The sequence below is a fragment of the Salinicola corii genome, from assembly GCF_008298015.1.
GTDB classification, from domain to species: Bacteria; Pseudomonadota; Gammaproteobacteria; order Pseudomonadales; family Halomonadaceae; genus Salinicola; species Salinicola corii.
In genome coordinates this window covers 68,886-94,779 of the sequence record NZ_VTPX01000011.1, presented here as the reverse complement: position 1 = coordinate 94,779, position 25,894 = coordinate 68,886, and the positions used below count along the sequence as shown (strand labels likewise).

Sequence of the window (25,894 nt, the reverse complement as noted above, 5' to 3'; positions counted from 1 at the left end):
CGACCTCGACGTATCGGTCATTTCCTACGACCACGCCAGTTTAATCCCGGTGCCGCAATGCGGTTATCATGAGCGTCTTTTCTCTCACCCGAGGTCGCCGCTCATGCGCTTGATGTTCGCCCTGATCCTGACAATGGTCTGCTCGGCCGCCAATGCCGCCGATACCTTCCGCTTCACCGCGATTCCGGACGAGGACCAGTCACGCCTGGTCGAGCGCTTCTCCAAGGTCGCCGACTACCTGTCGGACAAGCTCGGGGTCGATGTCGAGTACGTTCCCGTCACCTCCTACGGCGCCGCGGTCACCGCCTTCCGCAACGACCAGGTGCAACTGGCGTGGTTCGGTGGATTGTCGGGCGTACAGGCCCGCCAGCTGGTACCGGGCTCGAAAGCCATCGCCCAGGGCGCGGAAGACGCCGAGTTCCGCAGCTATTTCATCGCCAACACCGCGACGGGTATCGAGCCGAACCAGGACGAGCTTCCCGAGTCGGTCGCCGGACACTCGTTCACCTTCGGCGCCAAGACGTCGACCTCGGGCCGGTTGATGCCGGAGCACTTCATCCGCCAGCGCTTCGACGAAGCCCCCGACGAGCTTTTCTCCCGCGTCGGTTTCTCCGGCGACCACACCCGCACCATTGCGCTGGTCGAATCCGGCACCTACGACATCGGTGCCGTGAACTTCACCGTGTGGGAGGCCGCCGTCGAGGATGGCCGCGTCGATACCGACAAGGTCGAAGTCATCTGGGAATCGCCGACCTACCCGGACTACCAGTGGACCCTGCGCGGCGATGCCGACGAGCGTTACGGCGAGGGATTCACCCACAAGGTGCAGCAGGCGCTGCTCGACATGACCGACCCTGCCTTGCTGGAAAGCTTTCCGCGCTCGGGCTTCATCCCGGCCAGCAACGACGACTATGGCCCGATCGAAGCGGTAGGCAAATCCATCGGTCTGCTGCGCTGACACCGATGCCGCTACTGGAGCTGGACAGGGTCGATCTGGGTCACGGGACGCAAGTCGTGCTGCCCGGCCTTTCGTTGACCTTCGAAGCTGGCGAGCGCGTGGCCCTGCTGGGCCAGAGCGGTGCCGGCAAGTCCACGCTGCTCGCCGAGATTCGGCGCCGGCTGGACAGCGAGGCCGCCTGGTGTCCGCAGGGGCACGGCCTGGTGCCGCTACTCTCGGTCTATCACAACGTCTATATGGGACGACTGGATCGGCACGGGGCGCTGGCCAACCTGATCAATCTCCTGAAGCCCCGGCAAGAAGCCTGGCAGGAGATCGGCCTCCTGGTCCGTGAACTGGGCCTGGAAGGCCTGCTCCGCCGCCCGGTGGAGCAGCTCTCCGGGGGCCAGCGCCAGCGCGTGGCGATCGCCAGAGCCCTGTACCAGCAGCGCAGCGTCTTCCTCGGCGACGAACCGCTGGCCAGCGTCGACCCCCATCAGGCGCTGCGGCTGCTGGCGCGCATCCAGGCGCGCCACACCTCCAGCATCATTGCGCTGCATCAGCACCGGCTGGCGCTGGACCACTTCGATCGGGTCATTGGTCTGCGTGGCGGTCAGGTGGTGCTGGACGCGCCCGCCCGCGAGCTGACACTGGCGAGCCTCGACGCCCTCTATCCGGATGCCGGCCCATCGAACCACGAGGCCGGAGTCGCCGCATCGACATGAGTGCCGCCCCTGGTTTGCTGCGGGGACGCAGCCCTGGCCTGACGCTGGCGCGCCGTTCGCTGGCGCTGATACTGCTCTGCCTGCTGCTGCTTCCCTTCGCCGATTTGCGCATCATCACGGTCGATCCGTGGGGCGAGCTGTGGCGGATGGCCCTGGGTTTCGCCTGGCCCGATTTCATGGCGCTGGAGAGCCCGTTGCGCGCCATCGTCCTCACCGTCAGTGTCGCGCTGTGGGGCACGTTCATCGGCGCGATACTCGGCTTTCCGCTGGCGCTGCTGTTTCATCACTCGAGACTGGTGCGCGGTTTCTGTGCATTCGTCCGCGCCATTCACGAGCTGTTCTGGGCACTGCTGTTTCTCCAGGTTTTCGGCCTGTCCGCGGTCACCGCCCTTGCCGCGCTGGCCATTCCTTATGCCGGCATCTTCGCCAAGGTCTACGCGGAGATTCTGGAGCTCACGCCTAGGGCGCCGAACGACGCGCTGCCCAGCGGGGTCGATCGGCTGTCACGCTTCCTCTATGCCGAACTGCCGCTGGTCTGGGAGCGCCTCGCCAGCTACACCCGCTATCGATTCGAGTGCGCCATGCGCGCCAGCGTGCTGCTCGGGTTCGTGGGCCTGCCGACACTCGGGTTCTATCTGGAGAGCGCCTTTCGCGAGGGACGCTTCGGCGAAGCCGGTGCGCTGCTCTGGATCTTCTACGCGCTGGTCGCCACCTTGCAGTGGTGGGGACATCGTCGCCTGCTGTTACCGCTGCTGGTGGGCGCCTTGTTCTTCCTCGGCCCGTGGCCGGATGTCGATGGCGAGCTGCTGTGGCGCTTCGTCAGCCACGACCTGTGGCCGGCCCCGCTGCTGGAGGGAAACCTCCCCGGCCTGGGCGCCTGGCTGGCCGGGCTGCCGGATCTGCTGCCGGCGATCGGCAACACGCTACTGCTGGCGCTCATGGGCACTGTCGGCAGCCTGCTACTGGCGCTACTGCTATGGCCGCTGGCCAGCCGTCACTTCGGCCGCCCCTGGCTGGGTTTCGGCGGACGGATGCTGCTGGTCGTCGTGCGTTCGACGCCGGAACTGATGCTCGCCTTCATCTTCCTGCTGATGCTCGGGCCGTCGATGTTGCCGGCGTGGCTGGCACTCGCCCTGCACAACGGTGCCCTGATCGCGTTCCTGGTCGCGCGTCACGCCGACGGTCTGACGCTGGGCATGCCCAATCTCCCGGCGTCCGGGCGCTACGCCTACGAACTGCTGCCCCGCCTCTATCCCAATTTGCTGGCCCTGATCTGCTACCGCGCGGAGGTCATCATGCGAGAGACCGCGCTGCTCGGCATGCTGGGTGTCGCTACCCTGGGGTTCTACATCGACTCCAGCTTTCAGTACCTGATGTTCGATCAGGCCTTTTTCCTGCTGCTGGTCACCGCCGCGCTGAACATCGCCATTGACGCCATCTCCCGCCGCTTCCGGCCTCGCGAGGTGCCGCTCGACGATCCGTGTAGCCGGTAGTCGATGCGGGACCAGGACGAGATGAATTTGAGCGGCTTTTGAGAATCCGGGCGATAAAAAGCCAGCCATACGGGCTCGCTCTCCCGTCAACCATCTATTCGAACAGCACTTTTGAAAGGTGGCCGGTTCGGCATGAAAATCCCGGCCATTGGGAGTGGCCGGGGCTCGTGTCATGTCGGGAGCTGGCAGCGGCTATCCATTGCTGTCAAATGCCACTCTCATTCCAAACCTGCTTGGCCAAATCGTCGATTTGCTCGTTGCCACCATGGCGTTTCAGATAGCCGTTGAAAACATCGGCCTCATCATCGAAGTTGCCGATGCGGTCCTTGAGCTGCTTTTTAGTGAATTCACTCAGATCCTCGTAGCTATCGTAATCCCCATTGACGAGGTTGTATTCAAGCAAGCCCTTATAGCGGTCAGCAAGATCACCCTCCATATAAAGGGTCTTCCGGTCATCCACATCGACACCATCAACGATAGTCTTGACGATCCCATTGAGATTATGATCGAAATCCTCTTCACCCTGAATAAAGTCATCTCTGGGCACCAAGTGATTATCTGACCGCCACGCATCGTAAGACAGCTCCTTCAGTTGCTCTCCACCATCGTGTCGCTTGAGATAACCCGCAAATACGTCTGCCTCATCACCAAAATTACCAAGGCGGTCCATAAGTTGCTCTTTGGTATCATTGTGCAGCTCTTGCCAATTGTCATAGTCACCATTGGTGAGATTATAATCCAGCAGCTGCTTGTACCGTTCTGCAAGGTCACCTTCCATGTAAAGTGTGGTTCGATCTTCAACATCGACCCCCTCGCGAATCGTCTCGACCAAGCTATTCAATTTGTCATCGAACTCATCATCATCCTTGATCAATGCGAGACCAACACTGACACCATCAACTTCATCCAGTAGCTCATCCATTGAAAGATCGTCAAGGCCACCCCCTCTGACTTCATCGATATAACTCTTGGCATCAAACCCCTCGTGGATATCAATGGGCGCCCCCTTGTGTTCCTCGTCATAGGTGACTCGACCGCCGCCTGGCTTGGTTTGAAGTTCCTGCTGGACCACGGCGCCGCCAATGCCGATGGTGGGCTTGTCGCCGATCCCGAGAAAGGAGTGCATTATCTCGTGCGCCATTAAGGAGACGTTGCCGAGATTATCTTTGGATTCATAATCCTCCGTTCTAACGCCTTCGTAGGCATCATGGGCGTTCAGTGTCGTGGAATAGTCGTCGAATGGAGAGCTAACGGTACCGCCACCCTGGCCAATGGTGGAGAAGTTGAATTTCTTTTCTCCATTGGTGTCTTCCAGCGTAGAACGCATGGTTTCTTTCATGAAACCGCTATTATCGTACATGTAGATTACGTCTTTACGAATCTTATCGCCATGCTCTCCTGAAAAAGAGAAAATTCCAAGGCGCTCCATATCATCGACGAACTCTTCCCCTGACATATCGTCATCCGCCATGACTTCATCAAAACCGGGGCCCTCACCGGGGGGTTGCACATCCCAGTTCGAATCCTCGTTGAACACCTCTTTCAACGAAGATTTGACGTCTGCATCACTGGGGATGTCGATTTGAAGCACATCGCCGTTGACAATCGAGGCGCGACTGTCGTCGCCATTGAGACGAAAGTTGACGCGAACGCCATTCTCTATGGCTTCGTCAAAGGCTTCTGCAAATTCAGGGTCAGATTCCAGCAACTCTTCCAGCGCGTTCCGAACGACATTTTGGTCTTCGGCCTTGTCAGACTCTTCGTCATCAGCGTTGCGCCGCGTGTCGCGCTCCAATGAGACCTTGTCATCAAAGATCAAGCCATCCACGACGGGGGTATCGGAACCCATTCCTCCTCCACCCAGGATATCCCCGATCTCATCAATGGGTATTTTTTGCTCGTCTTTATCATCCCCACGATTGGTCGGACTGGAAGTTTTTTCATCGCCACGACTCTGGCCCGTCTTTCCCAGAGCGTCCTCTAAAGCGCGACCAAACTCCTCAACTCTATCGACACCTAGAAAAACGTTTCTTGATGCCAAACTACTCTCTATACCAGTGGGCTGAGTCATTTTGTTTTCCTTAAGTTTTTTTCAACCTCGACTTAAAATAAAATACCACGCTCATCCAAGATGATCTGTAAAAACCAAGATCCCGACACTTGCATTGAACGCAATTAGCCTGAAAGATTACCTAGCCAAATATCATGGCACGATGCCGCTTATGGCATTTTTTGTTATTTTTGAAAACGGCATGGTAAGGAAACGCACGCTTGCGCAACAAACGTCAACAGGTGACAGCCCCTCCTGTCGACGGGAGGTCAAGCGATGTGCCAAGAAGGCCGTCTGCTGGAACGTCGACTCGGTCGTCTCGGCGCCGAATCGGCGCCCCGCCCCGCGGCTGCCGCCATGTCGCGCCTCGGAACGGGTGACAGGAGAGGGAGTGGCATTCCCGATAGCGGCCAGGTTACCGGTGCGCGTTTTTTACCTCCCTCACACATCACGATTTAACCTGCATCAAGTCTTTCATCGGGGAGCGACGGTAGTCTTGTCGAGCCCGAAGGATCGTCCTCCCTAGGGTGCGCCGGACTCCGGTTCGGCGCTTTGACGCCCCCGGACGGTGGACATCGTCGATGCCCCTCCAGAATCCATAAAGCTTGCACCGCGTGAGCGCCGTTTTCCGTTATGATGCGTAAAATTACTGCAATACGGATCGTTGAAGCGACGCCATGACGGATCTTTACCTACAGGATTGGCGAGCCTGGACACCTCACCGCGAGGCTGCCGGGGAATCTCGACTCGATACGCAAGACAAGCCTGCCGGCAAGGCCGTTCCCGCGATGCTGCGACGCCGCCTCAACCTGCTCGGGCGCGCCATCTGCGACATGCTGGCGACGCTCGATCCCGAAGCCGACCGTATCGTATTGCACGCCTCGCGCCACGGCGATGGTGAACGCACGCTGGAAATGCTCTACGGCCTCAATGAGGGCGAACCGCTCTCCCCGGCCCGGTTCGGCCTGTCGGTTCACAACGCCACGGCCGGCGTCTACTCCATCGCCAGTGGCAATCGGCGCAGCCAGCAGGCGATTGCCGCCAGCGGTGGCGAATGGGCCGCACTGATCGCGGAAGCCAGCGGCTATCTCGCCGATGGGCAGCCGAGTCTCCTGCTGGTCTTCAGCGATCAGCCCGTTCCCCAGCGATTCGCCGCGTACGCGCCCGCGTCGCTATCCGCCGCCGTCGCCCTTCGGGTCGGCAGCCAGCCGACCGAAGGTGCCCGGCGCCTGGTCGAGGCGGCGACCCCGGCAGGCGGCACGACCTTGCAACCCCTGGATGTCATCGACTGGCTGATGGGCAGTCATCAGCGGATCGCGTGTCCCATCAGCCGACGCGGTTGGCAACTCGAGTCTCTTCGGTCATGATCCGCCCCCCGCAACGACCAGTTTCGGCGACGGGACGACCGCCGCACCCGGCCGGTAAGCTACCGGCAGCGCGCCCGACATCACGATCGAGCGCCAGTAAACGATAACGAACGAGTCACAAGGACGATCAAGACCGATGACCACGACAGCGCTGGAACACGAACTCAAGCAGATGATCATCGAGACCCTGGAACTCGAGGATGTGACGCCGGACGACATCGATCCCGAAGAGCCGCTGTTCGTCGAAGGACTGGGGCTGGACTCCATCGACGCGCTGGAACTGGGCCTCGCGCTACAGAAGCGCTACGGCATCACGCTGGAGTCCGAGGCGGAATCCTCCCGTCAGCATTTCGCCAACCTGAAGAGTCTGGCGGCCCTGGTCGAATCGCGTCGCCAGAAATGACAGCGGCGGTGCCCTCGTGATTTCGTCGATTCCCCCCCACGGTCGTAACCGGCTTCTCTGGCTGGCAGTGGCCATCATCGGCCTGGTCTGGCCTCTGGTGGTTCACTTCCTGTTGCCGCACTACGGTGCCTGGCCGCTGCTGATGGTGCTGGCCGCCGCTGCCTGGTGGCGACTGCCCTCGGCGCAACGGCGCTGGGGATGGAGTCTGGTGCCGCTGGTCCTCCTGCTGACGGCGACCGGCAGTGCGGAGCTCGGCCTGCGGCTATGGCCGGTCGTGGTCAACGTCGCTCTGCTGCTGCTCTTTTCCCATGGCCTGCGTCATCCGCCGACGCTGATCGAACGGTTCGCTCGTCGGCAGGAACCCGACCTGCCGCCTCACGCCGTGCGCTACACCCGGCGGGTGACCCAGGCCTGGTGCATCTTCTTCGCCCTCAACGGTGCCATTGCCCTGTTCACTGCGATTTTCGCCGACCTCGATGTCTGGGCCTGGTACAACGGCGGCATCGTCTACGGCCTGATGCTGGCCATGTTTGCGGGAGAGTGGTGCTTGCGCCAGCGGATCAGACGGCGCGCGGAAGCGGCCATGAGACAGCAAGGCGAGGCGCGCCATGACGTTTCGTAGACTCGGCGATCGGCCGTGGCGTGACCGCCCCCAGGCGGATGCCATCGCCTGGGTCCCCCCAAGGGGGGATACGCCGTCTCGCTGGCTGACCGTGGGCGAGTGGCATGGGCGTATCGGCGCCTGGCAGCAATGGCTGCTCGAGACGCCCAACGAGAGTGACGGCTGGCGGCTGTTCGAGCCGGACCCAGTAGAGTTCAGCGCGGCGCTGGTCGCGATCTGGGAGCGCGGCGATCGCGTCGTGCTACCGGCGGACAATCAGCCGAAGACGCTGTCGGCCCTGCACGGCACCGGCGTGGCGCTCGGGCCGGCCGAGCCGATGCTCGGGAGCTACGGGTCCCAAAGCCCCCCAGACCGCGCCCCCCAATGGGACTCGCGGCCACTACCCACCGTGGCCGTCTCGCTTTACACCTCAGGCTCCAGCGGCGAGCCGCAGCGACTGGACAAACGTTTCGATCAGTTGGATGCCGAGCTCGCCACCCAGGCCTCGCTCTGGCCTTTGGCGGGCCGACTGGTCGTCAGCCAGGTCAGTCACCAGCATATCTACGGCCTGCTGTTCTCGATCCTGCGCCCGCTGTGCGAGAACAGCCCCTTCGCGACCCAGCCCTGTCGCTACCCGGAAACCCTCCACACCTGGTTGCAGCACTGCCGGACGAACGGGCACCGGATGATCCTCGTCAGCGCGTCACCAGCGCTGTCCCGCCTGCCGGAAGCGCTCGACTGGAAGCCGGCGAGCGCGGCGCTCGAGACGATCTACAGCTCGGGAGCGCCGCTCTCCAGGAGCGCCAGCGACCTGGTCCACGAGCGGCTCGGCACGCCCGTCCACGAGGTGTACGGCAGTTCCGAGACCGGCGGCATCGCCTGGCGCGTCCAGCAGCGTGAATCCGCCTGGACCGCCCTGCCCGGCGTCGAGGTCAGCCACGGCGACGACAATCGCCTGTGGCTGCGCTCGCGCCACCTGGAAATCCCGGATCAGTGGCAACGCCAGGCCGACCTGATCGCGCTGACGGACCGGGGCTTCGAACTGCTGGGCCGTGCCGACCGAATCGTCAAGATCGGCGGCAAACGGATCTCGCTGACGGCGATGGACCGCGCACTGAGCAGGCTCCCCGGCGTCGAACGGGCGCAGACCCTGACGCTGCAACGCCGTGACCTGCGCCTCGCCGCCATCGTCCAGCTGTCGCCGAGCGAAGTGCCCCACGATCACCGCCAGCATCGCGACACGGTAAAGCGGCTGCGCCGGGCACTCGCCGCCCATTTCGAGACGCCGGTGCTACCCCGCTACTGGCGCTTCGTCGCCCCCTGGCCGACCAATGCCCAGGGCAAGTTGGGCGCGGAGATCCGACAGCGCCTGTTCCTCGACCTGGAGGATCGACGCGCGCCACGCTGGCTGGGCGAACGCGTCCACGACAGCGGCTGGCGGGTCACGCTGGAGGTACCCGAACACTGCGCCTATGTCGACGGACACTTCGACGGTCAGCCGGTGCTCCCCGGCATCGCCCTGGTGCACTGGGCGATGCAGCAGGCGCGCCGGCTGTTCGCGCTGACCAGCGATTTCGACGGACTCGAGCGGCTGCGATTTCCCCAGCCGCTGCTGCCCGGCGATCGCTTCGAAATGTCCCTCGAGCACCGTCGGGGCGACGGGGCCGAGAGCCTGCGCCTCGAGTGCGACAGCTGGCGCGGGAAACATGTCAGCGGCCGCATCGCCCTGGTCGATCGGCAAGAGCGGGAGAGTTAGAGGATGTCGAGAGAGAGCAGCGCCCGCATCGCGGTCCTGGTGCCGGTCTACAACCACGCCGAGGCGGTCGGCCAGACCCTGGCGCGGCTACGCCTGCTGCAGTTGCCGGTCATCCTGGTCGATGACGGTAGCGACGCGCACTGTGCCGGGGTGCTGGATGCCCTGGCAGACGTCGAGTCGGTGGATCTGGTCAGGCTGCCCGTCAACCGGGGCAAGGGCGCGGCGGTGCGGGCGGGCCTGGCACGAGCCGCCGAACGCGGGCTGACCCACGTGTTGCAGGTGGATGCGGATGGCCAGCACGAAGCGGCCGACCTGCCGCCCTTCGTCGAGGGGCTCCGCGCCGACGACGAGGTCCTGCGGCTCGGCTACCCGCGATTCGACGCCAGCGTGCCCCGGCACCGCTTCTACTCCCGCTATATCACCCATTCGCTGGTCTGGCTGGCGACGCTGTCATTCGATCTTCGCGACACCATGTGCGGGGTCAAGCTCTACCCCGTCGCCGCCGTCAACCGGCTGGTTGCCGAACACCCCTGCGGCGATCGCATGGAGTTCGACAGCGAGCTTCCGGTACGCTGGCACTGGCAGGGCGAACGCGTCGTCAACCTGCCCGTCCGGGTCCGCTACCCCATCGACGGCGTCTCCCACTTCCAGCTATGGCGGGACAACGTACTGCTCGCCCGCATGCATCTGCGTCTGGTGCTCGGCATGTTCAGACGCCTCCCCGATCTCTTGAGCCGCCGCCAGGAACGACTCTCATGACACCGATCAGCAGCAATCCCAATCACTGGTCGAGAATTCGCGAGACCGGCACTGCCGGCGGGGTTCGCGCCATGGTCTGGATCCGGCGCAAGCTGGGACGGCTACCGTTCCAGTTCATGCTGCTGCTGGTGATCGTCTACTACTATATCGCCCACGGCCTGCATCGGCGCGCCTCCCATACCTACCTTACCCGACTGTGGCGGCACCGTTACGGCCATGCGCCCAAGCGTCTGACCTGGCTGAGCCTGCGCCACTTCCGCAGTTTCGGGCAGAGCCTGATGGACAAGATCGACGCCTGGAGCGGCATCCCACCGGCGCTCAGCTTCGAAGGCGATACGCGGGAGCGGTTTCGCCAGGCGGTCGAGAGCGGGCACGGCGGGATCATGCTGGTCTCCCATGTCGGCAACATGGAGATCTGCACCGCCATGAGCGACATGCAGGAGGACTTCCGCGCGACGCTGCTGATGCACACACGCAATGCGCAGCAGTTCGACGAGGTCCTGGCGCGCTCGACCCACCGCGAGAACCCGCCCGAGATCGTCGAGGTCAGCGAGATCACGCCATCGACGGCGATGAAGCTGGGGCGCCGGATCGCGGAAGGCGGTTTCGTGGTGATCGCCGCCGATCGTGTGCCGATCAGCGATAACGGACGCGCCCGCACGCTTCCCTTCCTGGGCCACCCGGCGCGTTTTCCGGAAGGCCCGTTCTGGCTGGCGAGCCTGCTGCGCTGCCCGATCTACACCATCGGCTGCTTTCGCGAACCCACCAGCTATCGCATCGACTTCGACCACTTCGACGATACCAGCGACTTGAGCCGGCGGGATCGGGAGGCATGGATGGATGGCGCCATGCGGCGCTACGTCGACTGGCTGACGCGGCAGTGCGAGAAGACCCCGCTGCAGTGGTTCAACTTCTTCCCCTTCTGGCTCGACTGCGAGGACGCCCACGCCGCGGCCCCCGGCCATGAGGACGAGCGCCCCGTCACCTGACCGGGCGATTCCCGACACGCGATACCCCGAGGACCCGACCATGCCGTTTCGTCGATGGTGGATCACACTGCTGCTACTGGTGCCGTTGAGCGCCCAGGCCTTCGATCTGGACGACCTGCAACGCCAGCTCGCCGCCACGCCCTCGCTGGCGGGCAGCTTCGAGCAGCAGCGCGAACTGGCGGACCTCGACAGCTCGCTTTCCAGCCAGGGCACGTTTCTGTTCGAGCGCGGCAAGCGCGTCGTCTGGCAACTCGAGCAACCGGTCGAGGAGCGGATCGAGCTGACCCCACAGGCGATAACCGATGGCAGCGGCGAGAACGCGCCGCCCGGTGGCGAGCAGGTCGCCCAGTTGTTCCTGCAGTTGCTGGAAGGCGACTGGCAGGCGCTGGAGTCCCGCTTCACCCTGGCGCTATCCGGTGACCGGGATGACTGGCAGGTCGCCCTGACCCCGAAGGAAGCCGCCCTGCGCGAGCGCATCGCCGAGATCCATCTGCGGGGGTCTGACACCATCGATCATCTCGACATGCGCACGCCCGACGGCGACCGGTTGAAGGTCCGGCTATTCGACCAGCATCCGCTGAACGACTCATGACGGACAGGGGCTACCGTTGGCTCGGCTGGCTCTGGCTCGCGTCGCTGGCACTCTGTGCCCTCTGGCTGGGCTGGATGCTGCGCCAGGGCCTGCCCGCCGATACCGACCTCACCGCGCTGCTGCCCGCCGACCGGCAGGCGCCGCTGGTCGAGAAAGCGGACCGCGAACTGGGGCGCGGTTTCGAGAATCGCTTCCTGCTGCTGCTCGGCGATGACGAACGGGTACCGACGACGCAAGCGCTGGGCCGGTCGCTGCAGCGGCTGGTCGACGAGGGCCAACTGGCCGGGGTCGACTGGCGCGAGCTCGATCTGGCCGACGCCGACCCGCACGGCTGGATGGGGCAGTGGCGCTATCGTCTGCTGACGCCGCAGTGGCAGCAGGCCATCGACACCGATGGCGGCAGTACGCTGGTCGAGCCGGCGCTGCGCCGGCTGTTCTCGCCGACGGCGCGCCCGGAGCCCGTCGCCGACCCCTTCGGGCTGCTCGACGCCTGGCTGTCACGCCTGCCACGCAGCCCGATCGGCGCCGCCGACGGTCTGTTGACGCTGGATGCCGAGGGACGGCAATGGAGCGTGCTGATCGGCGAGTTGAAGGGTTCCCCCTACGACCTGCCGATGCAGAATGCCCTGCACAGCGCGCTCGAACGGTTTCAACAGCAGCATCCCGATGCCGAACTGCTGCGTTCCGGCCTGGTGTTCCACGCCGCCGCCGGCGCCCGTCAGGCGAAGCGGGAGATGTCCACCATCGGCGCCGCCTCTCTACTCGGGGTACTGCTGGTCATCGGTTTCGTGTTTCGCTCGCCCCGGGTGCTGCTGCAACTGATGGTGCCCCTGCTGGCCGGTTCGCTGTTCGCGCTGACGCTGACACTGGGGATCTTCGGACGCCTGCACCTGCTGACCCTGGCCTTCGGCGCCAGCCTGATCGGCATCGCCGTCGACTATGTGCTCCACCTGCAGTGCGACCGCGTCATCGATGGCAGGCAATTCCGGCTTCGCCGACTGATGCCGAGCCTGACGCTGGGCCTGATCTCGAGCGTCATCGCCTATGTGGCCCAGGCACTGACACCGATGCCGGGATTGCGCCAGATGGCGGCGTTCGCCGCCTTCGGGCTGATCGGCGCCTGGCTCACCGTGGTGCTGTGGCTTCCCCGCTTCACCCTTCACGCCTCCCCGTTCACGGCGCGTCTGGCGACGCGCTGGTGGCGACTGTGTCAGCCTCGCTGGCGACTGTCGCCATGGCTCGCCCTGGCCGGCGCGCTGGTTCTGGCGACCTTCTGCGGCCTGCGCCTGACCAGCGACGACAGCCTGGAACTGCTCAATCCCTCGCCGGCGGCGCTGATGCAGGACGAGCAGCGCGTACAACAGCTGCTCGACCGCGATACCGGCAGCCGCTATTTCCTGGTTCGGGCCGCGGATACCCAGTCGCTGTTGACCCGGCTCGATATGCTGGACGGCTCACTCGACCGTGCCATCGCCGACGGTCTCCAGGTCGAGTATCAATCGCTGGCCGGATCGGTGCCGACGATGGCCGAGCAGCAGGCCAACCTGGCCCGGGTACGCAAGCTCTACGGCGCGCCGCTGGACGCGCTGGTGGAGCGAGCGGGCTTGCCGGCGACCGTCGCCGACGAGGCGCGGGCACGCTTGCAGCAGGCGCCGCCGTTGACCCTGGCCGAATGGCTCGAGACGCCTCTGGGCTCGCTCCAGCAGCGGCTGTGGCTGGGCAAGACGGACGACGGCGGGGTGGCCGCCACCGTGGTGATATCCGGCGCTCGCGATGCCCGCACCGATGCGACCCTGTCGACCCTGGCCGACTCGCCACCGAAGGTGGAGTACAGCGACCGCGTCAGCCGCATCGGCGGGCTGCTCGGCGAGCTCCGCCGCCATACCGCCCTCTGGGTGGCCGCGGCCATGGCGCTGATGACGCTGGCACTGCTGTGGCGTTATCGAGGTCGCGCCTGGCGTGTCGTCGTGCCGCCCTTCGGCGCCACCCTCATCGTGCTGACGGCGTTCGCCGTCGGCGGCGTCCCGCTCAACATCTTCAACCAATTAGGTCTGCTGCTTATCTTGGGAATCGGGCTGGATGCCGGTATCTTCAACGTGGAGCATGCCCGCAAGCCGGCTGCGTGGCTGGCCATCACGCTATCGACACTCACCAGCCTGCTGGCATTCGGCATGCTGGCCTTCAGCGCGACGCCCGCGCTGCATTACCTGGGCCTGACCTGCCTGATCGGCCTGGCCAGCGTCTGGGCGCTGGTCCCCTGGGTGCGCCCGGAGGCTGGCCATTCGACACCACGACGGGAGAGCGAACATGTCTGAAGCCGACCACGAGGTCATCGTGATTGGCGCCGGCCCCGCCGGTGCCGCGATCGCGGCACAGCTGGCGTCCCGCGGTCGTCGCGTACTGGTGGTCGAACGCAGCCATTTCCCGCGTTTCTCCATCGGCGAGAGCCTGCTGCCGCAGTGCATGGGCCATCTCGAAGAGGCCGGCCTCCTCAACACCGTCCAGGCAGCCGGCTATCAACCCAAGAATGGCGCCGCGTTTACCCGCGGCGGCGAGAGCACGGCGATCGACTTCCGCCACAAATTCACGCCGGGCTGGGGCACGACGTTTCAGGTCGAGCGCGCCGACTTCGACCACCGGCTGATCGAGGCCGCCCGCGCGAAAGGCGCGAAGGTCGAATTCGGCATCACCGTCACCGCGTTCCGCGCCGATCCCGATCGCCCCCAGGTCGATGTCGTCGATGAATCCGGCAACGCCAGCACGCTGACCGCCCGCTTCGTCGTCGACGCCAGCGGTTACGGACGCGTACTGGCCCGGCTCGAGGCGCTCGAGCGCGACGCCCGTCAGGCCCCCCGCACCGCGCTGTTCACTCATGTCGAAGGCTGCCCGGTGGAGCCGAGCCATGATCGCGAGAAGATCCTCATCGGCGTTCATCCCGACGATGCCGGCATCTGGTACTGGCTGATCCCTTTCCGCAACCAGCGCGCTTCGGTGGGCGTGGTCGGCCAGACAGAGCGCATGAGCGCCTACGGCGATTCGACCGAGGCCCGCTGGCAGGCGCTGATCGACGCCGAGCCGCGTTTCCGCCAGCTGCTCGGCGGCTCGCGGCCGACCCGACCGATCGCTGAACTCGGCGGCTATTCCGCCGACGTGACGCGTCTCCATGGGCCCGGTTATGTGCTGCTGGGCAACGCCGGCGAGTTCCTGGACCCGGTGTTCTCTTCCGGTGTGACCATTGCGCTGAAATCGGCAAGCCTGGCGGCACCGCTGGTGGATCGCCAACTGGCCGGTGAGGCCATCGACTGGCTTGGCCGGTTCGAGGCACCGCTGCGCGAAGGCATCGAGACGTTTCGCGCCTTCGTCGACGCCTGGTACGACGGCAGACTCCAGACCATCATCTTTCACGCCGACGCACCCCGCGATATCAAGGAGCGCATCAGCGCCATTCTGGCCGGCTACGCCTGGGACCGTCGCAACCCGTTCGTCACCGACTCGGCCCGGCATATCGACACGCTGGCCGACCTCTGCGAGAGACAGGCGGCATCGAGGGCGTCGGGCTCCGGGACCGCCGGTGCGCGTCAGCCGGATGCTGGCCCGTCGCCGGAGACCGGACGGTGATGCGCGGCTTTCCCCTCCTGCTGCCGCTGTGCCTGGCGTTCGCCCTGTCCGCCTGCAGCTTGAGTCCACCGGTGTCGCCGACGCCGCCGCTGGCCGCCGCCACCACGACCGACACGCTGAAAAGCCGACTGACGTTCGAACCGGACGGAGGCGAAGCCCGCACCTTGATCGCGTTCATCCGGATCGATCCGGACCGCCTGCGTGCGGTGCTGGTGACGCCCTACGGTCAGCGCCTGACGACGCTGGTTCGCGACGCCGAGGGCGCGCGCTTCGAAGCGGGCGACGCGCCGGGTGAACCCCAACTGCCGATGCCGCCACAATGGCTGGCATCGCGCCTGGAGTGGAGCCTGTGGCCGATCGACGCCCTGCACGACGCCTTCGCGGGGAGCGCCTGGCGGGTCGTCGACAGCGCGACGAGTCGCGACATCAGCTATCGGGGAAGCCTGGTCGCTCGCATCACGCCGGCGCCGGATCGCGATCGCTCCGAGACGCTGATGCTGGACGACCGCCAGGGCCACTACCGGTTGACGATCGCCCCGATGCAGGAGAACGATGATTCATGACTGCCTCTTCTTGTCGCCTGTCCCGCCCCGGCGTCGTCTGCTCGCTGGGCGACGATCTGGACACGATCGGCCACGCCCTGTTCTCGGGCCAGCGCGGCCTGACCACCAGCGACGCCTTCACCCCGGGCCGTCCCCTGCCGTTGGGACAGGTCACCAGCGAACTGCCCGACGACAGCCAGTGGCCAAAGGACCACCGCAGCCGCAACAACCGGCTGCTGGCGCTCGCCCTGGCTCGCCTCGGCGACGAGATCGAGTCGCTGCTTTCCTCGGTGCCGGGCGATCGGATCGGAGTGGTCATCGGCAGCAGCACCTCCGGCATCGGTGAGACCGAGTCGGCATTGGCAGAGAGTGGCCGCGAAGGGCCGCTGCCGGAAACCTTCGCCTACGCGCGCCAGGAGCTGGGAGCGCCGGCGCGCTTCATCGCGGAGCGTCTGGGAATCACCGGTCCCTGCTACACGCTTTCGACGGCCTGCAGCTCCAGTGCCAGAGCGCTGGCCAGCGCCAGGCGCCTGCTCAAGAGTGGCCAGTGCGATGCGGTGATCGCCGGTGGCGCCGACAGCCTGTGTCGCCTCACGGTCAATGGATTCCTGAGTCTGGAAGCCGTCAGCGACAACCCCTGTCAGCCCTTCTCCCGGCATCGCGACGGGATCAATCTCGGCGAAGCGGCAGCCCTGTTCGTGGTGACGCCTGAAAGCGGCGGTGTCCAGCTCGCCGGCGTTGGCGAGAGCGTCGACGCTCACCACATCTCCGCCCCCCGCCCGGACGGCAGTGGCGCAGCGGAAGCGATGCGCCAGGCACTGGAGATGGCCGGGCTCGAGGCGTCCGAGATCGACTATCTCAACCTCCACGGCACCGGAACGGCACTCAACGACAGCATGGAGGCCGCGGCCGTGACAACGCTGTTCCCAACGCCGCCTGCCTGCAGTTCGACCAAGGGGCTGACGGGGCACACGCTTGGCGCCGCGGGGGCCCTCGAAGCCGCTTTCTGCTGGCTGGCGCTCACCCAGGGGAGGCTGCCGGAACATCGGTTCGACGGGGACTATGATCCGGAGATCCCCCCGCTCCCCCTGGTGACGAACGGTGCAGCGCCGCAACGCCGGCCGCGCCGGGCGCTGAGCAACAGCTTCGCCTTCGGCGGCAACAATGCCAGCCTGCTGTTGACGCTGGACCCTCGAACCGAATGACGAGACGCCAGAACGAAGAGAGACTGTCATCTTGAATCCCTCCAGCGCGGTTCGCCTGCCCTGCGCCGTCGAACCCTTGATACCGCACGCCAGGCGCATGTGCCTGCTGACCCACCTGATCGCCGCCACCGACGATGGCGCGACCGCGGAAACGTCGACGCGCCACGACGACCTGTTCGCCGAGGCCAACGGCATTCCCGCCTGGGTCGGGGTCGAGTGGCTGGCCCAGACCGTCGCTGCCTGGGCCGGCTTTCAGGCATCCGGCTCGACCGAGACACCGGCGCCCGGCCTGTTGCTCGGGGCCAGGCGCTACCGGGCCCGGGTGCCCGTCTTCGCCTTCGATCAGCGAATTCAGGTCACGATCACCGTCGATTTCGTCGCTGACAACGGCGTTACCCAGGTCAGCGGCGAGCTGCGCCGGGCCGGGACCCGCGAACCGCCACTGGCTCACGGCAGCCTGACGCTCTACCGCCCCGACTCGATGCCGATCCGGGGCGACGCCTGACCTCCCGACCCCATCATTCGCAGCTCTGCTACCGAGGCTTCATGGAAGACAAACATCCCGAGACGATTCTGGTCACCGGCGCCAATCGCGGCATCGGCAAGGCGATCGCCACGCGCCTGGCCCGCGACGGCTTCGCCCTGGTACTGCACTGCCGCCGCCCGGGGGGCGATATCGAGGAGGTCCGGGCAGGAATCGAAGCCGAGGGCCGCCAGGCCCGCGTGATCCATTTCGACGTCACGGCGCGGGAGGCGGCCCAGGCGGTGCTGGAGGCCGACATTGCCGAGCACGGCTGCTACTACGGCGTGGTCTGCAATGCCGGCATCACCGCGGACAGGCCCTTCCCGGCACTCGCGGGTGAGGACTGGGACAGCGTGCTGCGGACCAATCTGGATGGCTTCTACAATGTCCTGCATCCGCTGGTCATGCCGATGATCCAACGCCGCAAGCCCGGTCGTATCGTGGCGCTCTCGTCGATGTCGGGGTTGACGGGCAATCGCGGCCAGGTCAACTACAGCGCCGCCAAGGCCGGGATCATCGGCGCCAGCAAGGCGCTCGCCGTCGAGCTGGCCAAGCGCCGGATCACGGTCAACTGCGTGGCGCCAGGCTGGATCGAGACCCAGATGACCGACGAGCTGCCGAAAGACGAGGTTCGCAAGCTGATACCCATGCAGCGCACCGGAACGGCCGAAGAGGTCGCCGGCACCGTCAGCTTCCTCTGTTCGCAGGATGCCGCCTACATCACCCGCCAGGTGATCGCGGTGAACGGCGGCATGATCTGAGCGCGGCTGAAGCACTACTTTAGCGAGTGCTCAAGAAACAGCGGTCCCGTGCCGATAAAGCGTCATGGCGGCAATGACTCCCCCCTGATTGGACATCGGCATGAAATCCGGCATCTCCATCGCCCTGATCATTATCGTGCTACTGGCACTGGCCGCTGGTGGCGTGCTGGCCAGCGAAATTGACTGGCCACTGCCGGCCGATGCGCTGGCACCGCTGGGCATCTATCTGCTGACCCTGGTCCTGGCGGGTTGGCTCTGCGTGCAGTTGGTCGTCCTGGTCAGAGGGCTGAACCGCCAACAGCAGGCCCTGATCGAAAGCCAGGACGCGGTGCGCCGCCAACTGGAAGCGGCGGAGCTGTCGCAGCTGATGGGGCAGTTCGTGCAGCACGCCGAGGCGCTGCTCGACAAGGAGAGTCTGGATCCGAACAAGCGCAGCGTGATGCGTTGTCTGGCGATCGATGCGCTGCGCGGCAACAGCGGCCGGGGCGACGTGAACTACACTCGCCTGGCCAGGCTCTTCGAATGGCTGGATGCCGAGGCGGATCGTCACCAGAACGACCCTCACCGGCTGCAGCTGATGTTACCCACGCTGATGCAATACGCCGAGATCGCCTGGCAACTGTGCCAGGTCGGCGAGAGCCAGGCGGATCGGCTGTCGCGCTTTCTGCAACACCAGCCGACACCACCCTCCCGCGACGACGCCTGATCGGCGGGCTACTTGATCGCGGCCGTCAGGGTAATTTCCACCCGCAGCGACTTCGCCGGCATTGGTGCCGTGATACAGGTGCGCGCCGGCGCATGCCCTTCGGGGACCCAGGCATCCCAGACCGCATTCATCGCCGCGAAATCGTCCCCGTCCGCCAGATAGATGGTGGCGGAGAGCAAGTGCTCCCGGTCCGAACCGATCTCGTCCAGCAGCGCCTCCACCCGGGAGAGCATGCTCAATGTCTGCGCGGTGATGTCGCCCTCCCGGGCTTCGGGACCCGCCACCTGGCCGCAGAGATAGGCGACGCCATTGTGGATCACCGCACGGCTCATGCGGGTCTGCGGATCGTGACGTTGAATGGTCATGGATGACTCCTGTGGGGACGGCGGCGAGTGCCGGTGACGGTGAATGAGCCACGGCGGCGGTGATGCGCCGTGGCGAGCGGTCAGCGCAGTATAAGCGTTGCGGTCCGCGCGTGTCGCAGCATGGCGGTGGTGGTGCTGCCGACCAGCAGATGGCGAATCCGCGAGTGACCGTAGGCGCCCATGATCGTCAGGTCGATCTGCTGTCGGTCCGCGTAGTCGGCGAGGACTTCATCGACGTCCCCGGCCAGGATAGTGCCCTGGGCGTCGACCTGCCCCTGGCGCAGCCGCTCCAGCGCCCACTCGAGCTGGGCTCGCTGATCGTCGGTGCCGGCACCGATCATGACGACGTGGCAGACCAGGCCGTTGAGCAGCGGGCTGTCGGCGATCATCTCGACTCCCTTGCGGGTCGTCTGACCGCCATCGAACGCCAGCAGCAGCCGTGACGGCGGCTGGAATTCGGACGGGGTCACCAAAATCGGGGTATGCAGCGTACGCACGACTCGCTCGAGATTGCTGCCCAGATGTTCTAGGGCTTCACTGGCGGATTCGCCACGCTTGCCCAGCACGACCAGCCGCGTTTGAGGCTCGCGCTCGACCAGCGACTCGATCAGATCGCCGTGGCGCAACGCGGTCGAGACCCTGGCACTGGGTGCCAGGCGCTCGGCCTGGCCCCGCGCGGCCTCGAGCAACTCGCGACCATGCTGCTGGGCCAGCTTGGCACGCTGCTCGTCGAGCTCGGTGAGCTGCTCGCGCAGATGTTCACGGCTACCGAGACCGATCTGCCCGCTGGCGTCGGTGGCGCCCAGGCTGGATGCCTTGCTCAACACGTGCATCAGCTCGAGCGGCGTACCGAGGCGTTCGGCGGCCCAGGCGGCCGCGGCGCAGACTGCAAAAGCGTGGTGCGAGTCATCGATACAGGCCAGAACCTGACGTTCACTCATGGGATGCTCCTTTCAGCCATTCTTGGTCGATGATGAAAAGCGGGCCGGTTCGACTCGATGGGTCAGTGACCCATCAGTTTTTCCACCGCATCCGGCTTGTCGTGCACTCCGAAACGATCAACCAGGGTGGCGCTGGCCTGGTTCATGCCCACCACCTCGACTTCGGTACCCTCGCGCCGGAACTTGACCACCACGTTATCCAACGCCTCGACCGCCGTGATGTCCCAGAAGTGGGCGCGGGAGACATCGATCGTCACCCGCTCGACCGCCTCCTTGAAATCGAATCCGGCGTTGAAGCGGGTCGACGAAGCAAAGAACACCTGGCCGACGACGTCATAGTTGCGTGTCTTGCCGTCGTCGTCCATGCGACTCCCGATGTAGAGGATCTGCCCGACCTTGTTGGCGAAGAACAGCGACGCCAGCAGCACACCGACCAGCACGCCGATCGCCAAGTTGTGGGTGGTGACCACCACCACCACGGTGGCCAGCATGACGATGTTGGTCGACATCGGATGACGGCGCAGGTTGACGATCGACTCCCAGCTGAACGTGCCGATCGAGACCATGATCATCACCGCCACCAGTGCGGCCATGGGGATCTGCGAAACCCAGTCGCCGAGGAAGACCACCAGGATCAGCAGGAAAGCGCCGGCGATCAGGGTCGACAGGCGCGTACGCCCGCCGGATTTCACGTTGATCACCGACTGCCCGATCATCGCGCAGCCGGCCATGCCGCCAAGCAGGCCCGAGAAGATATTGGCGACGCCCTGCCCCTTGCACTCGCGGTTCTTGTCACTGGACGTATCGGTCAACTCGTCGACGATCGTCGCGGTCATCATCGACTCCAGCAGGCCGACCACGGCGATGCCCAGCGAATACGGCAGGATGATCATCAGGGTGTCGAGATTGAGCGGTACGTCGGGCCACAGAAAGACCGGCAGGGAATCGGGCAGCTCGCCCATGTCACCCACGGTACGAATGTCCAGGCCGCTGACCATGTAGACGATCGTCAGCACCACGATGCACACCAGCGGCGACGGCAACGCCTTGCCGATCACCGGCAGGTAGGGAAACAGGTAGATGATGCCGAGCCCGGCGGCGGTCATGGCGTACACGTGCCAGGTGACGCCGGTCAGCTCCGGCAGCTGTGCCATGAAGATCAGAATGGCCAACGCGTTGACGAAGCCCGTCACTACCGAGCGCGACACGAATCGCATCAACTCGCCCAGGCGCAGGTAGCCGAACACGATCTGGATCACCCCGGTCAGCAGCGTCGCCGCCAGCAGGTATTCGAGGCCGTGATCGCGGACCAGGGTCACCATCAGCAGCGCCGTGGCGCCGGTGGCGGCGGAGATCATCCCCGGCCGGCCACCGGTGAAGGCAATCACTACAGCGATCGAGAACGAGGCGTAGAGACCGACTTTGGGATCGACGCCGGCGATGATCGAGAACGCGATCGCCTCCGGAATCAGCGCCATGGCGACCACGGCGCCGGCGAGCACGTCGGCACGGACGTTGGACAGCCAGTGTTTTCTTATCAGTTCAAGCATGGGTAGTTCTCTGTCATGAGCCACGGTGGGCGGCCAGGGACATCGCCGTTGCGTTTCGACAAAACGAAACTCCAGTGGTCGACGTCCATCATCAGGGGGACATCGAACGCAGGGCGTTGTCGGTCGGCCACCACGCATTCGCGGCAAGTCTTTGAATTGAATGGGAGCAGCAAAACAGTGCCGTCCGCCGACCGGGAGGATCGGAGACAGCCGGGCGGGTGCCGAAAGGCACACCGGGACGGGGGCGTTACGCTAGGGTGGCGTCATACCGACGATGGTGTTGGCAAAAAGGACTTGCATGGAGTCGGACCCTGTCGAGCGCGGCAGGCGCGTCGTTGGATGATCGATTGTCTCGAGGCGCAGGAGTCTACCACTAACGTCGAAAAGTTCCCAGCCGCGATCGCCGGGGACGGATCGTCACTGTCGGCTTCGATGCCTCAGCGGTTGTGCGCTTCCAGAAACCGCTGCATCGCCTCGACGGTGGCATCGCTGCAGTGGTGCTCGATCCCTTCGGAATCGGCTTCGGCGACATGCGGGGGGACGCCGAGTGCCAGCAGGGTCGACAATACCAGTTGGTGGCGGGCCTCGACCTTCTCGGCCAGTTCGCTCCCCTTCACGGTGAGGAAGACGCCGCGATAGGGGCGTGCCTCGGCGAGACCGTCACGCTTGAGCCTGGCGATCACCTTGGAAACGGCGGCGGCGCTGACCCCGAAACGCTCGGCCAGGTCGCTGGCCCGAGCTTCGCCGTGATCGCGATGAAGTTGCGCGATCTCCTCCACGTAGTCTTCCACCAGCTCCTGCTGATGGTCGAGACGCGTGCGCTCGAAGCGGGCATAACGTGGACGTGGCGTTACTGGCATGATGTTCTCATCGACGGGCTGAAGTGATGGACGGCGAGAGTGTGTCGGGCGTGCTCCCGCACGCGTCCTTGAGAGCCTACAGCAACTCGAAGGCCAACACATAGCCATTCAACGAGATGATGATCGCCGCGATCACACATCCCAGCGCCGTCACCCAGGCACGATTGGTCAGATTTCCCATCACGCGGTGCTGTGCGGTGAAGTGGAGAAGCGGCACCAGCGCGAAGGGTATTCCGAAACTCAGCACGACCTGGCTGGCGACGAGCACCTGCTGCTCGGGGAAGCCCAGCATGATCACCGCGATCGCCGGCAGCATGGTCAACAGGCGCCGCAGCCAGATCGGGATGGTGAAGCCGACGAATCCCTGCATCACTACCTGGCCCGCCATGGTGCCAACGATCGACGAGGAGAGCCCCGCCATCAGCAGCGTAAAGCCGAACAGGGTGCTTGCCAGATCCCGGTCCATCAACGGCGCCAGCAACTGGTAGCTCTGCTCGATCGATGCGACGCCGGTGCGCCCGTTGTCGAAGAAGACTGCCGCAGCCAGTGCCAGCATCGACAGATTGATGATCCCGGCGATACCCATGCCGATGATCACGTCCCAACGGTAGTAACGCATCGCACGGCGGCGCTGTTCGTCGGTATGGGTCGCCACTCGGCGCTGCGATAAAGAGGAATGCAGATAGATGACGTGCGGCATCACGGTAGCGCCCAGGATACCCGCCGCCAGGAACACCGCGTAGCCATCCGGGAACTGGGGCAGCAACAGGCCCTCGAGCGCCGGCGCGGCGTCGGGACGCCCCATGACGATCTGGATCACGAACCCTGTCGCCACCGCCATCAGCATGCTGCCGATGATGATCTCGAGCAGCCGAAAACCGAAACGCTGCATGTAGAGTGCCAGGTAAGTGATCGCCCCGGTGAGCAGCGCCCCCTCGAGCATCGACATGCCGAACAGTAGATTGAAGGCCAACGCGGCACCGAGGAATTCCGCCAGATCGGTGGCGATCGCCACCAGTTCGGCCTGGACCCAGTAGAACCAGACCAGCGGCCGCGGATAGCGATCCCGGATCATCTCGGCCAGGTTCTTGCCTGTCGCCAGGCCAAGGCGAACCGACAGCGTCTGGATCAGCATCGCCATCAGGTTGGCCCACAGCACCACCCACAGCAGAACGTAGCCGTAGCGCGAGCCCGCCTCGATATTGGTGGCGAAGTTACCCGGATCGATATAGGCCACCGCCGCGATCATGGCGGGGCCGAAGAATGGCAGGAAGCGCGACAGCGCCGATCGGCGGCGGCCGCCGACCGGCGCCGCCTCGCTCCCGTTGCGGGACTCGATAAGGCTGTCGGACACGATGAAACCCTGGAATTTGTCAACGGACCGGCGCAATTATGCCCCGGTTATCAATTTAAACCTTGGTTGACAAGATACACCCCAGTTACCTTCGCCGCAATGGCGTGCAGCCATGAGTTATTTCAATCGGCCCGATTGATTGGTCCGCATCACGCCACCCCGAGCATCGCTAGCGCCACCGCAAGATCGGCCAGCCGCGGGCGTCGGCGGTCTTGCGCAGGCGCTCGTCCGGCTGAGTGGCGTGAGGGTGATCGACGAATTCAAGCAGCGGAAGATCATTGTAGGAGTCGCTGTAGCCCCAGGTCTCCCAGCCCTCGGCAAACCCGGTGTCGTGAGCATCGAGCCACTGGGCAAAGGCGTCCAGCTTGCCGCGCTGGTAGGTCTGGATACCGGTCGGCTCGCCGGTGAAGCGGTCGTCGGCGTCGAACTCGGGCAGCGTGGCGAGCGTGCCGTCGGCACCGACGACCGCAGCGATGGGCGCGACCAGATGATGCATCGAGGCAGAGATCACCAGCGTGGCGTGCCCTTTGCGACTGTGTTCCTGTAGCCGCGCGACGCCTTCCTGCATCAGGCGCGGGCGCACCCTGGCCTCGACGAAGGCTTCGACCTGTTCACGCACCTCGCGGCGGGAGCGACCGATCAGCGGCGCCAGCGTGAAACGCAGATGCTCGGTCATGTCCAACGTACCGGCATGGTACTGCGCGTCGTGGGCGCGCATCTGTTCCAGCAGGCTCTCCCCATCGGCGACCCAGCCGCACTCGATGATCCATTCGAGCCAGAGATGGGTGCAATCGCCGTCGAGCAGCGTGTCGTCGAGATCGAAAATGGCGAGGGCGGACGGCGGGTATGACGAAAGGGATTGTGACGTAGCCAAGCGTGACTCCGGTTCAAGCGGCTGAAGATGACCTCAGGATACACGCTGGCGTCGCGGCGGACAGCGTCCGCCGGCGTCGATCAACCGTCGTCTTTCGGTGCGGCCGCCCCGGAGAATCCCCTCATTGTCTTGAACGCTTCCATGATGTCCATCGGCAGCGGAAAGACGATGGTGGAGGCGTTCTTGTTGCTCATGTCGCTCATGGTCTGGAGGTAACGCAGCTGCAGCGCCGCCGGATTGCGCGACATGATGTCGGCCGCCTCGACCAGCTTTTCGGCCGCCTGCTGCTCGCCCTCGGCGTGGATTACCTTGGCGCGGCGCTCGCGTTCGGCTTCGGCCTGACGGGCGATCGCCCGGATCATGCTCTCGTCGAGATCGACATGCTTGATCTCGACGTTGGCGACCTTGATCCCCCAGGCCTCGGTCTGGGTGTCGATGATCTCCTGGATATCGTCGTTGAGCTTGTCGCGTTCGGAGAGCATCTCGTCGAGATCGTGCTTGCCCAGCACCGAGCGCAGCGTGGTCTGCGCCAGCTGGCTGGTGGCGTTGACGTAGTTCTCGACCTGGATGATCGCCCGCTCCGGATCGACGACACGGAAATAGAGCACCGCATTGACGCGCACGGTGACGTTATCCTGCGAGATGACGTCCTGTTCCGGCACGTCCATGGTGATCACGCGCAGGTCGACCACCTGCATCTTCTGGACCACCGGGATCAGGAAGAACAGCCCCGGCCCCTTGACGTCCTGGAAGCGGCCCAGAAAGAACACCACGCCACGGCGGTATTCCGGCAGGATCCGGACCGACGCCAGCAGCAGCAGAATCAGCAGTACCACGGGTACCAGATAGGCGAACATCATCTCGTCTCCTTCCTGCAGGACAGCCCTCCGCACCGTCCTCGCGACGGGCGTCGGGCATCGGTT

Annotated in this window: 25 protein-coding genes; 17 read left to right on the top strand and 8 right to left on the bottom strand. The window is 64.8% G+C overall.

Annotated elements, in window-relative coordinates; translation table 11 throughout:
- Window positions 1–103: 103 nt before the first annotated feature.
- The 3 genes from F0A16_RS17215 to F0A16_RS17205 are packed head-to-tail and all read left to right on the top strand — an operon-like array spanning window position 104 to window position 3,155.
- On the top strand, window positions 104–958 hold the full coding sequence (locus tag F0A16_RS17215; RefSeq protein ID WP_149436601.1) for a putative selenate ABC transporter substrate-binding protein: 855 nt from the start codon (window positions 104–106) through the stop codon (window positions 956–958).
- A gap of 5 nt (window positions 959–963) precedes the next feature.
- Window positions 964–1,662 (top strand): ATP-binding cassette domain-containing protein, encoded by a 699-nt coding sequence (locus F0A16_RS17210; RefSeq protein ID WP_149436600.1) that lies wholly within the window; start codon window positions 964–966, stop codon window positions 1,660–1,662.
- Window positions 1,659–3,155 carry a PhnE/PtxC family ABC transporter permease gene (locus tag F0A16_RS17205; RefSeq protein WP_149436599.1) on the top strand — a complete coding sequence of 499 codons (1,497 nt, stop codon included), beginning with the start codon at window positions 1,659–1,661 and terminating at the stop codon, window positions 3,153–3,155. Before F0A16_RS17210 ends, F0A16_RS17205 begins: the two co-directional genes overlap by 4 nt.
- 205 nt (window positions 3,156–3,360) lie before the next feature.
- Here F0A16_RS17205 and F0A16_RS17200 read toward each other — a convergent pair whose 3' ends face one another.
- Complete coding sequence (locus tag F0A16_RS17200) at window positions 3,361–5,226, bottom strand: hypothetical protein (protein ID WP_149436598.1); 1,866 nt, start codon at window positions 5,224–5,226, stop codon at window positions 3,361–3,363.
- A gap of 656 nt (window positions 5,227–5,882) precedes the next feature.
- Here F0A16_RS17200 and F0A16_RS17195 point away from each other — a divergent pair.
- The 14 genes from F0A16_RS17195 (at window position 5,883) to F0A16_RS17130 (ending at window position 19,027) form a co-directional block, all read left to right on the top strand.
- Window positions 5,883–6,572, top strand: coding sequence for a beta-ketoacyl synthase chain length factor (locus tag F0A16_RS17195; protein WP_149436597.1), 690 nt, complete (start codon window positions 5,883–5,885; stop codon window positions 6,570–6,572).
- A gap of 136 nt (window positions 6,573–6,708) precedes the next feature.
- Complete coding sequence (locus F0A16_RS17190) at window positions 6,709–6,975, top strand: phosphopantetheine-binding protein (RefSeq protein WP_149436596.1); 267 nt, start codon at window positions 6,709–6,711, stop codon at window positions 6,973–6,975.
- 16 nt (window positions 6,976–6,991) lie between these two features.
- Window positions 6,992–7,597 carry a COG4648 family protein gene (locus F0A16_RS17185; RefSeq protein ID WP_239023869.1) on the top strand — a complete coding sequence of 202 codons (606 nt, stop codon included), beginning with the start codon at window positions 6,992–6,994 and terminating at the stop codon, window positions 7,595–7,597.
- Complete coding sequence (locus tag F0A16_RS17180) at window positions 7,584–9,332, top strand: ApeI family dehydratase (protein WP_149436595.1); 1,749 nt, start codon at window positions 7,584–7,586, stop codon at window positions 9,330–9,332. The genes F0A16_RS17185 and F0A16_RS17180 overlap by 14 nt, the downstream gene beginning before the upstream one ends.
- Before the next feature lie 3 nt (window positions 9,333–9,335).
- The gene (locus F0A16_RS17175; protein ID WP_149436594.1) at window positions 9,336–10,091 is read left to right on the top strand and encodes a glycosyltransferase family 2 protein; all 756 of its coding nucleotides are present in this window, start codon (window positions 9,336–9,338) and stop codon (window positions 10,089–10,091) included.
- Complete coding sequence (locus tag F0A16_RS17170) at window positions 10,088–11,080, top strand: LpxL/LpxP family acyltransferase (protein WP_149436593.1); 993 nt, start codon at window positions 10,088–10,090, stop codon at window positions 11,078–11,080. Before F0A16_RS17175 ends, F0A16_RS17170 begins: the two co-directional genes overlap by 4 nt.
- A 40-nt stretch (window positions 11,081–11,120) precedes the next feature.
- A complete protein-coding gene (locus F0A16_RS17165; RefSeq protein WP_187776058.1) occupies window positions 11,121–11,672 on the top strand; it encodes a LolA family protein in 552 nt (183 codons plus the stop codon).
- Window positions 11,669–13,987, top strand: coding sequence for an MMPL family transporter (locus F0A16_RS17160; protein ID WP_149436591.1), 2,319 nt, complete (start codon window positions 11,669–11,671; stop codon window positions 13,985–13,987). The genes F0A16_RS17165 and F0A16_RS17160 overlap by 4 nt, the downstream gene beginning before the upstream one ends.
- The gene (locus tag F0A16_RS17155) at window positions 13,980–15,290 is read left to right on the top strand and encodes an NAD(P)/FAD-dependent oxidoreductase (RefSeq protein WP_149436590.1); all 1,311 of its coding nucleotides are present in this window, start codon (window positions 13,980–13,982) and stop codon (window positions 15,288–15,290) included. The genes F0A16_RS17160 and F0A16_RS17155 overlap by 8 nt, the downstream gene beginning before the upstream one ends.
- The gene (locus F0A16_RS17150) at window positions 15,290–15,853 is read left to right on the top strand and encodes a DUF3261 domain-containing protein (RefSeq protein ID WP_149436589.1); all 564 of its coding nucleotides are present in this window, start codon (window positions 15,290–15,292) and stop codon (window positions 15,851–15,853) included. Before F0A16_RS17155 ends, F0A16_RS17150 begins: the two co-directional genes overlap by 1 nt.
- Window positions 15,850–17,037, top strand: a complete 1,188-nt coding sequence (locus tag F0A16_RS17145) for a beta-ketoacyl-ACP synthase (protein WP_149436588.1) — start codon at window positions 15,850–15,852, stop codon at window positions 17,035–17,037. Before F0A16_RS17150 ends, F0A16_RS17145 begins: the two co-directional genes overlap by 4 nt.
- Window positions 17,038–17,068: 31 nt before the next feature.
- Window positions 17,069–17,542, top strand: coding sequence for a hotdog family protein (locus F0A16_RS17140; RefSeq protein ID WP_149436587.1), 474 nt, complete (start codon window positions 17,069–17,071; stop codon window positions 17,540–17,542).
- A gap of 41 nt (window positions 17,543–17,583) precedes the next feature.
- Window positions 17,584–18,321, top strand: a complete 738-nt coding sequence (fabG, locus tag F0A16_RS17135; protein ID WP_149436586.1) for a 3-oxoacyl-ACP reductase FabG — start codon at window positions 17,584–17,586, stop codon at window positions 18,319–18,321.
- 100 nt (window positions 18,322–18,421) lie between these two features.
- A complete protein-coding gene (locus F0A16_RS17130) occupies window positions 18,422–19,027 on the top strand; it encodes a hypothetical protein (protein ID WP_149436585.1) in 606 nt (201 codons plus the stop codon).
- Window positions 19,028–19,035: 8 nt separating this feature from the next.
- Here F0A16_RS17130 and F0A16_RS17125 read toward each other — a convergent pair whose 3' ends face one another.
- The 7 genes from F0A16_RS17125 to F0A16_RS17095 form a co-directional block, all read right to left on the bottom strand.
- Window positions 19,036–19,392, bottom strand: coding sequence for a RidA family protein (locus tag F0A16_RS17125; RefSeq protein ID WP_149436584.1), 357 nt, complete (start codon window positions 19,390–19,392; stop codon window positions 19,036–19,038).
- Window positions 19,393–19,472: 80 nt separating this feature from the next.
- Entirely contained in the window at window positions 19,473–20,333 is an 861-nt protein-coding gene (locus F0A16_RS17120; protein WP_149436583.1) for a universal stress protein, read from the bottom strand.
- A gap of 62 nt (window positions 20,334–20,395) precedes the next feature.
- The gene (locus F0A16_RS17115) at window positions 20,396–21,883 is read right to left on the bottom strand and encodes a SulP family inorganic anion transporter (protein ID WP_149436582.1); all 1,488 of its coding nucleotides are present in this window, start codon (window positions 21,881–21,883) and stop codon (window positions 20,396–20,398) included.
- A 437-nt stretch (window positions 21,884–22,320) separates the two neighbouring features.
- The gene (mntR, locus tag F0A16_RS17110) at window positions 22,321–22,743 is read right to left on the bottom strand and encodes a manganese-binding transcriptional regulator MntR (protein WP_110707690.1); all 423 of its coding nucleotides are present in this window, start codon (window positions 22,741–22,743) and stop codon (window positions 22,321–22,323) included.
- A 76-nt stretch (window positions 22,744–22,819) separates the two neighbouring features.
- Window positions 22,820–24,097: an Nramp family divalent metal transporter gene (locus F0A16_RS17105; protein ID WP_239023868.1), complete on the bottom strand. Its 1,278-nt coding sequence runs from the start codon at window positions 24,095–24,097 to the stop codon at window positions 22,820–22,822.
- A gap of 169 nt (window positions 24,098–24,266) precedes the next feature.
- Window positions 24,267–24,971, bottom strand: a complete 705-nt coding sequence (locus F0A16_RS17100) for an HAD family hydrolase (protein ID WP_149436581.1) — start codon at window positions 24,969–24,971, stop codon at window positions 24,267–24,269.
- A gap of 80 nt (window positions 24,972–25,051) precedes the next feature.
- Window positions 25,052–25,831, bottom strand: a complete 780-nt coding sequence (locus F0A16_RS17095; protein WP_149436580.1) for a slipin family protein — start codon at window positions 25,829–25,831, stop codon at window positions 25,052–25,054.
- Between the last annotated feature and the right edge of the window lie 63 nt (window positions 25,832–25,894).

What these genes read in the sequence shown, in the direction of transcription:
- F0A16_RS17175 (WP_149436594.1), top strand. Translation starts at nt 9,336, where the DNA reads ATGTCGAGAGAGAGCAGCGCCCGCATCGCGGTCCTGGTGCCGGTCTAC.
- F0A16_RS17180 (WP_149436595.1), top strand. Translation starts at nt 7,584, where the DNA reads ATGACGTTTCGTAGACTCGGCGATCGGCCGTGGCGTGACCGCCCCCAG.
- F0A16_RS17205 (WP_149436599.1), top strand. Translation starts at nt 1,659, where the DNA reads ATGAGTGCCGCCCCTGGTTTGCTGCGGGGACGCAGCCCTGGCCTGACG.
- F0A16_RS17210 (WP_149436600.1), top strand. Translation starts at nt 964, where the DNA reads ATGCCGCTACTGGAGCTGGACAGGGTCGATCTGGGTCACGGGACGCAA.
- F0A16_RS17125 (WP_149436584.1), bottom strand. Translation starts at nt 19,392, where the DNA reads ATGACCATTCAACGTCACGATCCGCAGACCCGCATGAGCCGTGCGGTG.
- F0A16_RS17160 (WP_149436591.1), top strand. Translation starts at nt 11,669, where the DNA reads ATGACGGACAGGGGCTACCGTTGGCTCGGCTGGCTCTGGCTCGCGTCG.
- F0A16_RS17190 (WP_149436596.1), top strand. Translation starts at nt 6,709, where the DNA reads ATGACCACGACAGCGCTGGAACACGAACTCAAGCAGATGATCATCGAG.
- F0A16_RS17145 (WP_149436588.1), top strand. Translation starts at nt 15,850, where the DNA reads ATGACTGCCTCTTCTTGTCGCCTGTCCCGCCCCGGCGTCGTCTGCTCG.
- F0A16_RS17195 (WP_149436597.1), top strand. Translation starts at nt 5,883, where the DNA reads ATGACGGATCTTTACCTACAGGATTGGCGAGCCTGGACACCTCACCGC.
- F0A16_RS17200 (WP_149436598.1), bottom strand. Translation starts at nt 5,226, where the DNA reads ATGACTCAGCCCACTGGTATAGAGAGTAGTTTGGCATCAAGAAACGTT.
- F0A16_RS17115 (WP_149436582.1), bottom strand. Translation starts at nt 21,883, where the DNA reads ATGCTTGAACTGATAAGAAAACACTGGCTGTCCAACGTCCGTGCCGAC.
- F0A16_RS17215 (WP_149436601.1), top strand. Translation starts at nt 104, where the DNA reads ATGCGCTTGATGTTCGCCCTGATCCTGACAATGGTCTGCTCGGCCGCC.
- mntR (WP_110707690.1), bottom strand. Translation starts at nt 22,743, where the DNA reads ATGCCAGTAACGCCACGTCCACGTTATGCCCGCTTCGAGCGCACGCGT.
- F0A16_RS17130 (WP_149436585.1), top strand. Translation starts at nt 18,422, where the DNA reads ATGAAATCCGGCATCTCCATCGCCCTGATCATTATCGTGCTACTGGCA.
- F0A16_RS17165 (WP_187776058.1), top strand. Translation starts at nt 11,121, where the DNA reads ATGCCGTTTCGTCGATGGTGGATCACACTGCTGCTACTGGTGCCGTTG.
- F0A16_RS17150 (WP_149436589.1), top strand. Translation starts at nt 15,290, where the DNA reads ATGCGCGGCTTTCCCCTCCTGCTGCCGCTGTGCCTGGCGTTCGCCCTG.
- F0A16_RS17120 (WP_149436583.1), bottom strand. Translation starts at nt 20,333, where the DNA reads ATGAGTGAACGTCAGGTTCTGGCCTGTATCGATGACTCGCACCACGCT.
- fabG (WP_149436586.1), top strand. Translation starts at nt 17,584, where the DNA reads ATGGAAGACAAACATCCCGAGACGATTCTGGTCACCGGCGCCAATCGC.
- F0A16_RS17170 (WP_149436593.1), top strand. Translation starts at nt 10,088, where the DNA reads ATGACACCGATCAGCAGCAATCCCAATCACTGGTCGAGAATTCGCGAG.
- F0A16_RS17095 (WP_149436580.1), bottom strand. Translation starts at nt 25,831, where the DNA reads ATGATGTTCGCCTATCTGGTACCCGTGGTACTGCTGATTCTGCTGCTG.
- F0A16_RS17155 (WP_149436590.1), top strand. Translation starts at nt 13,980, where the DNA reads ATGTCTGAAGCCGACCACGAGGTCATCGTGATTGGCGCCGGCCCCGCC.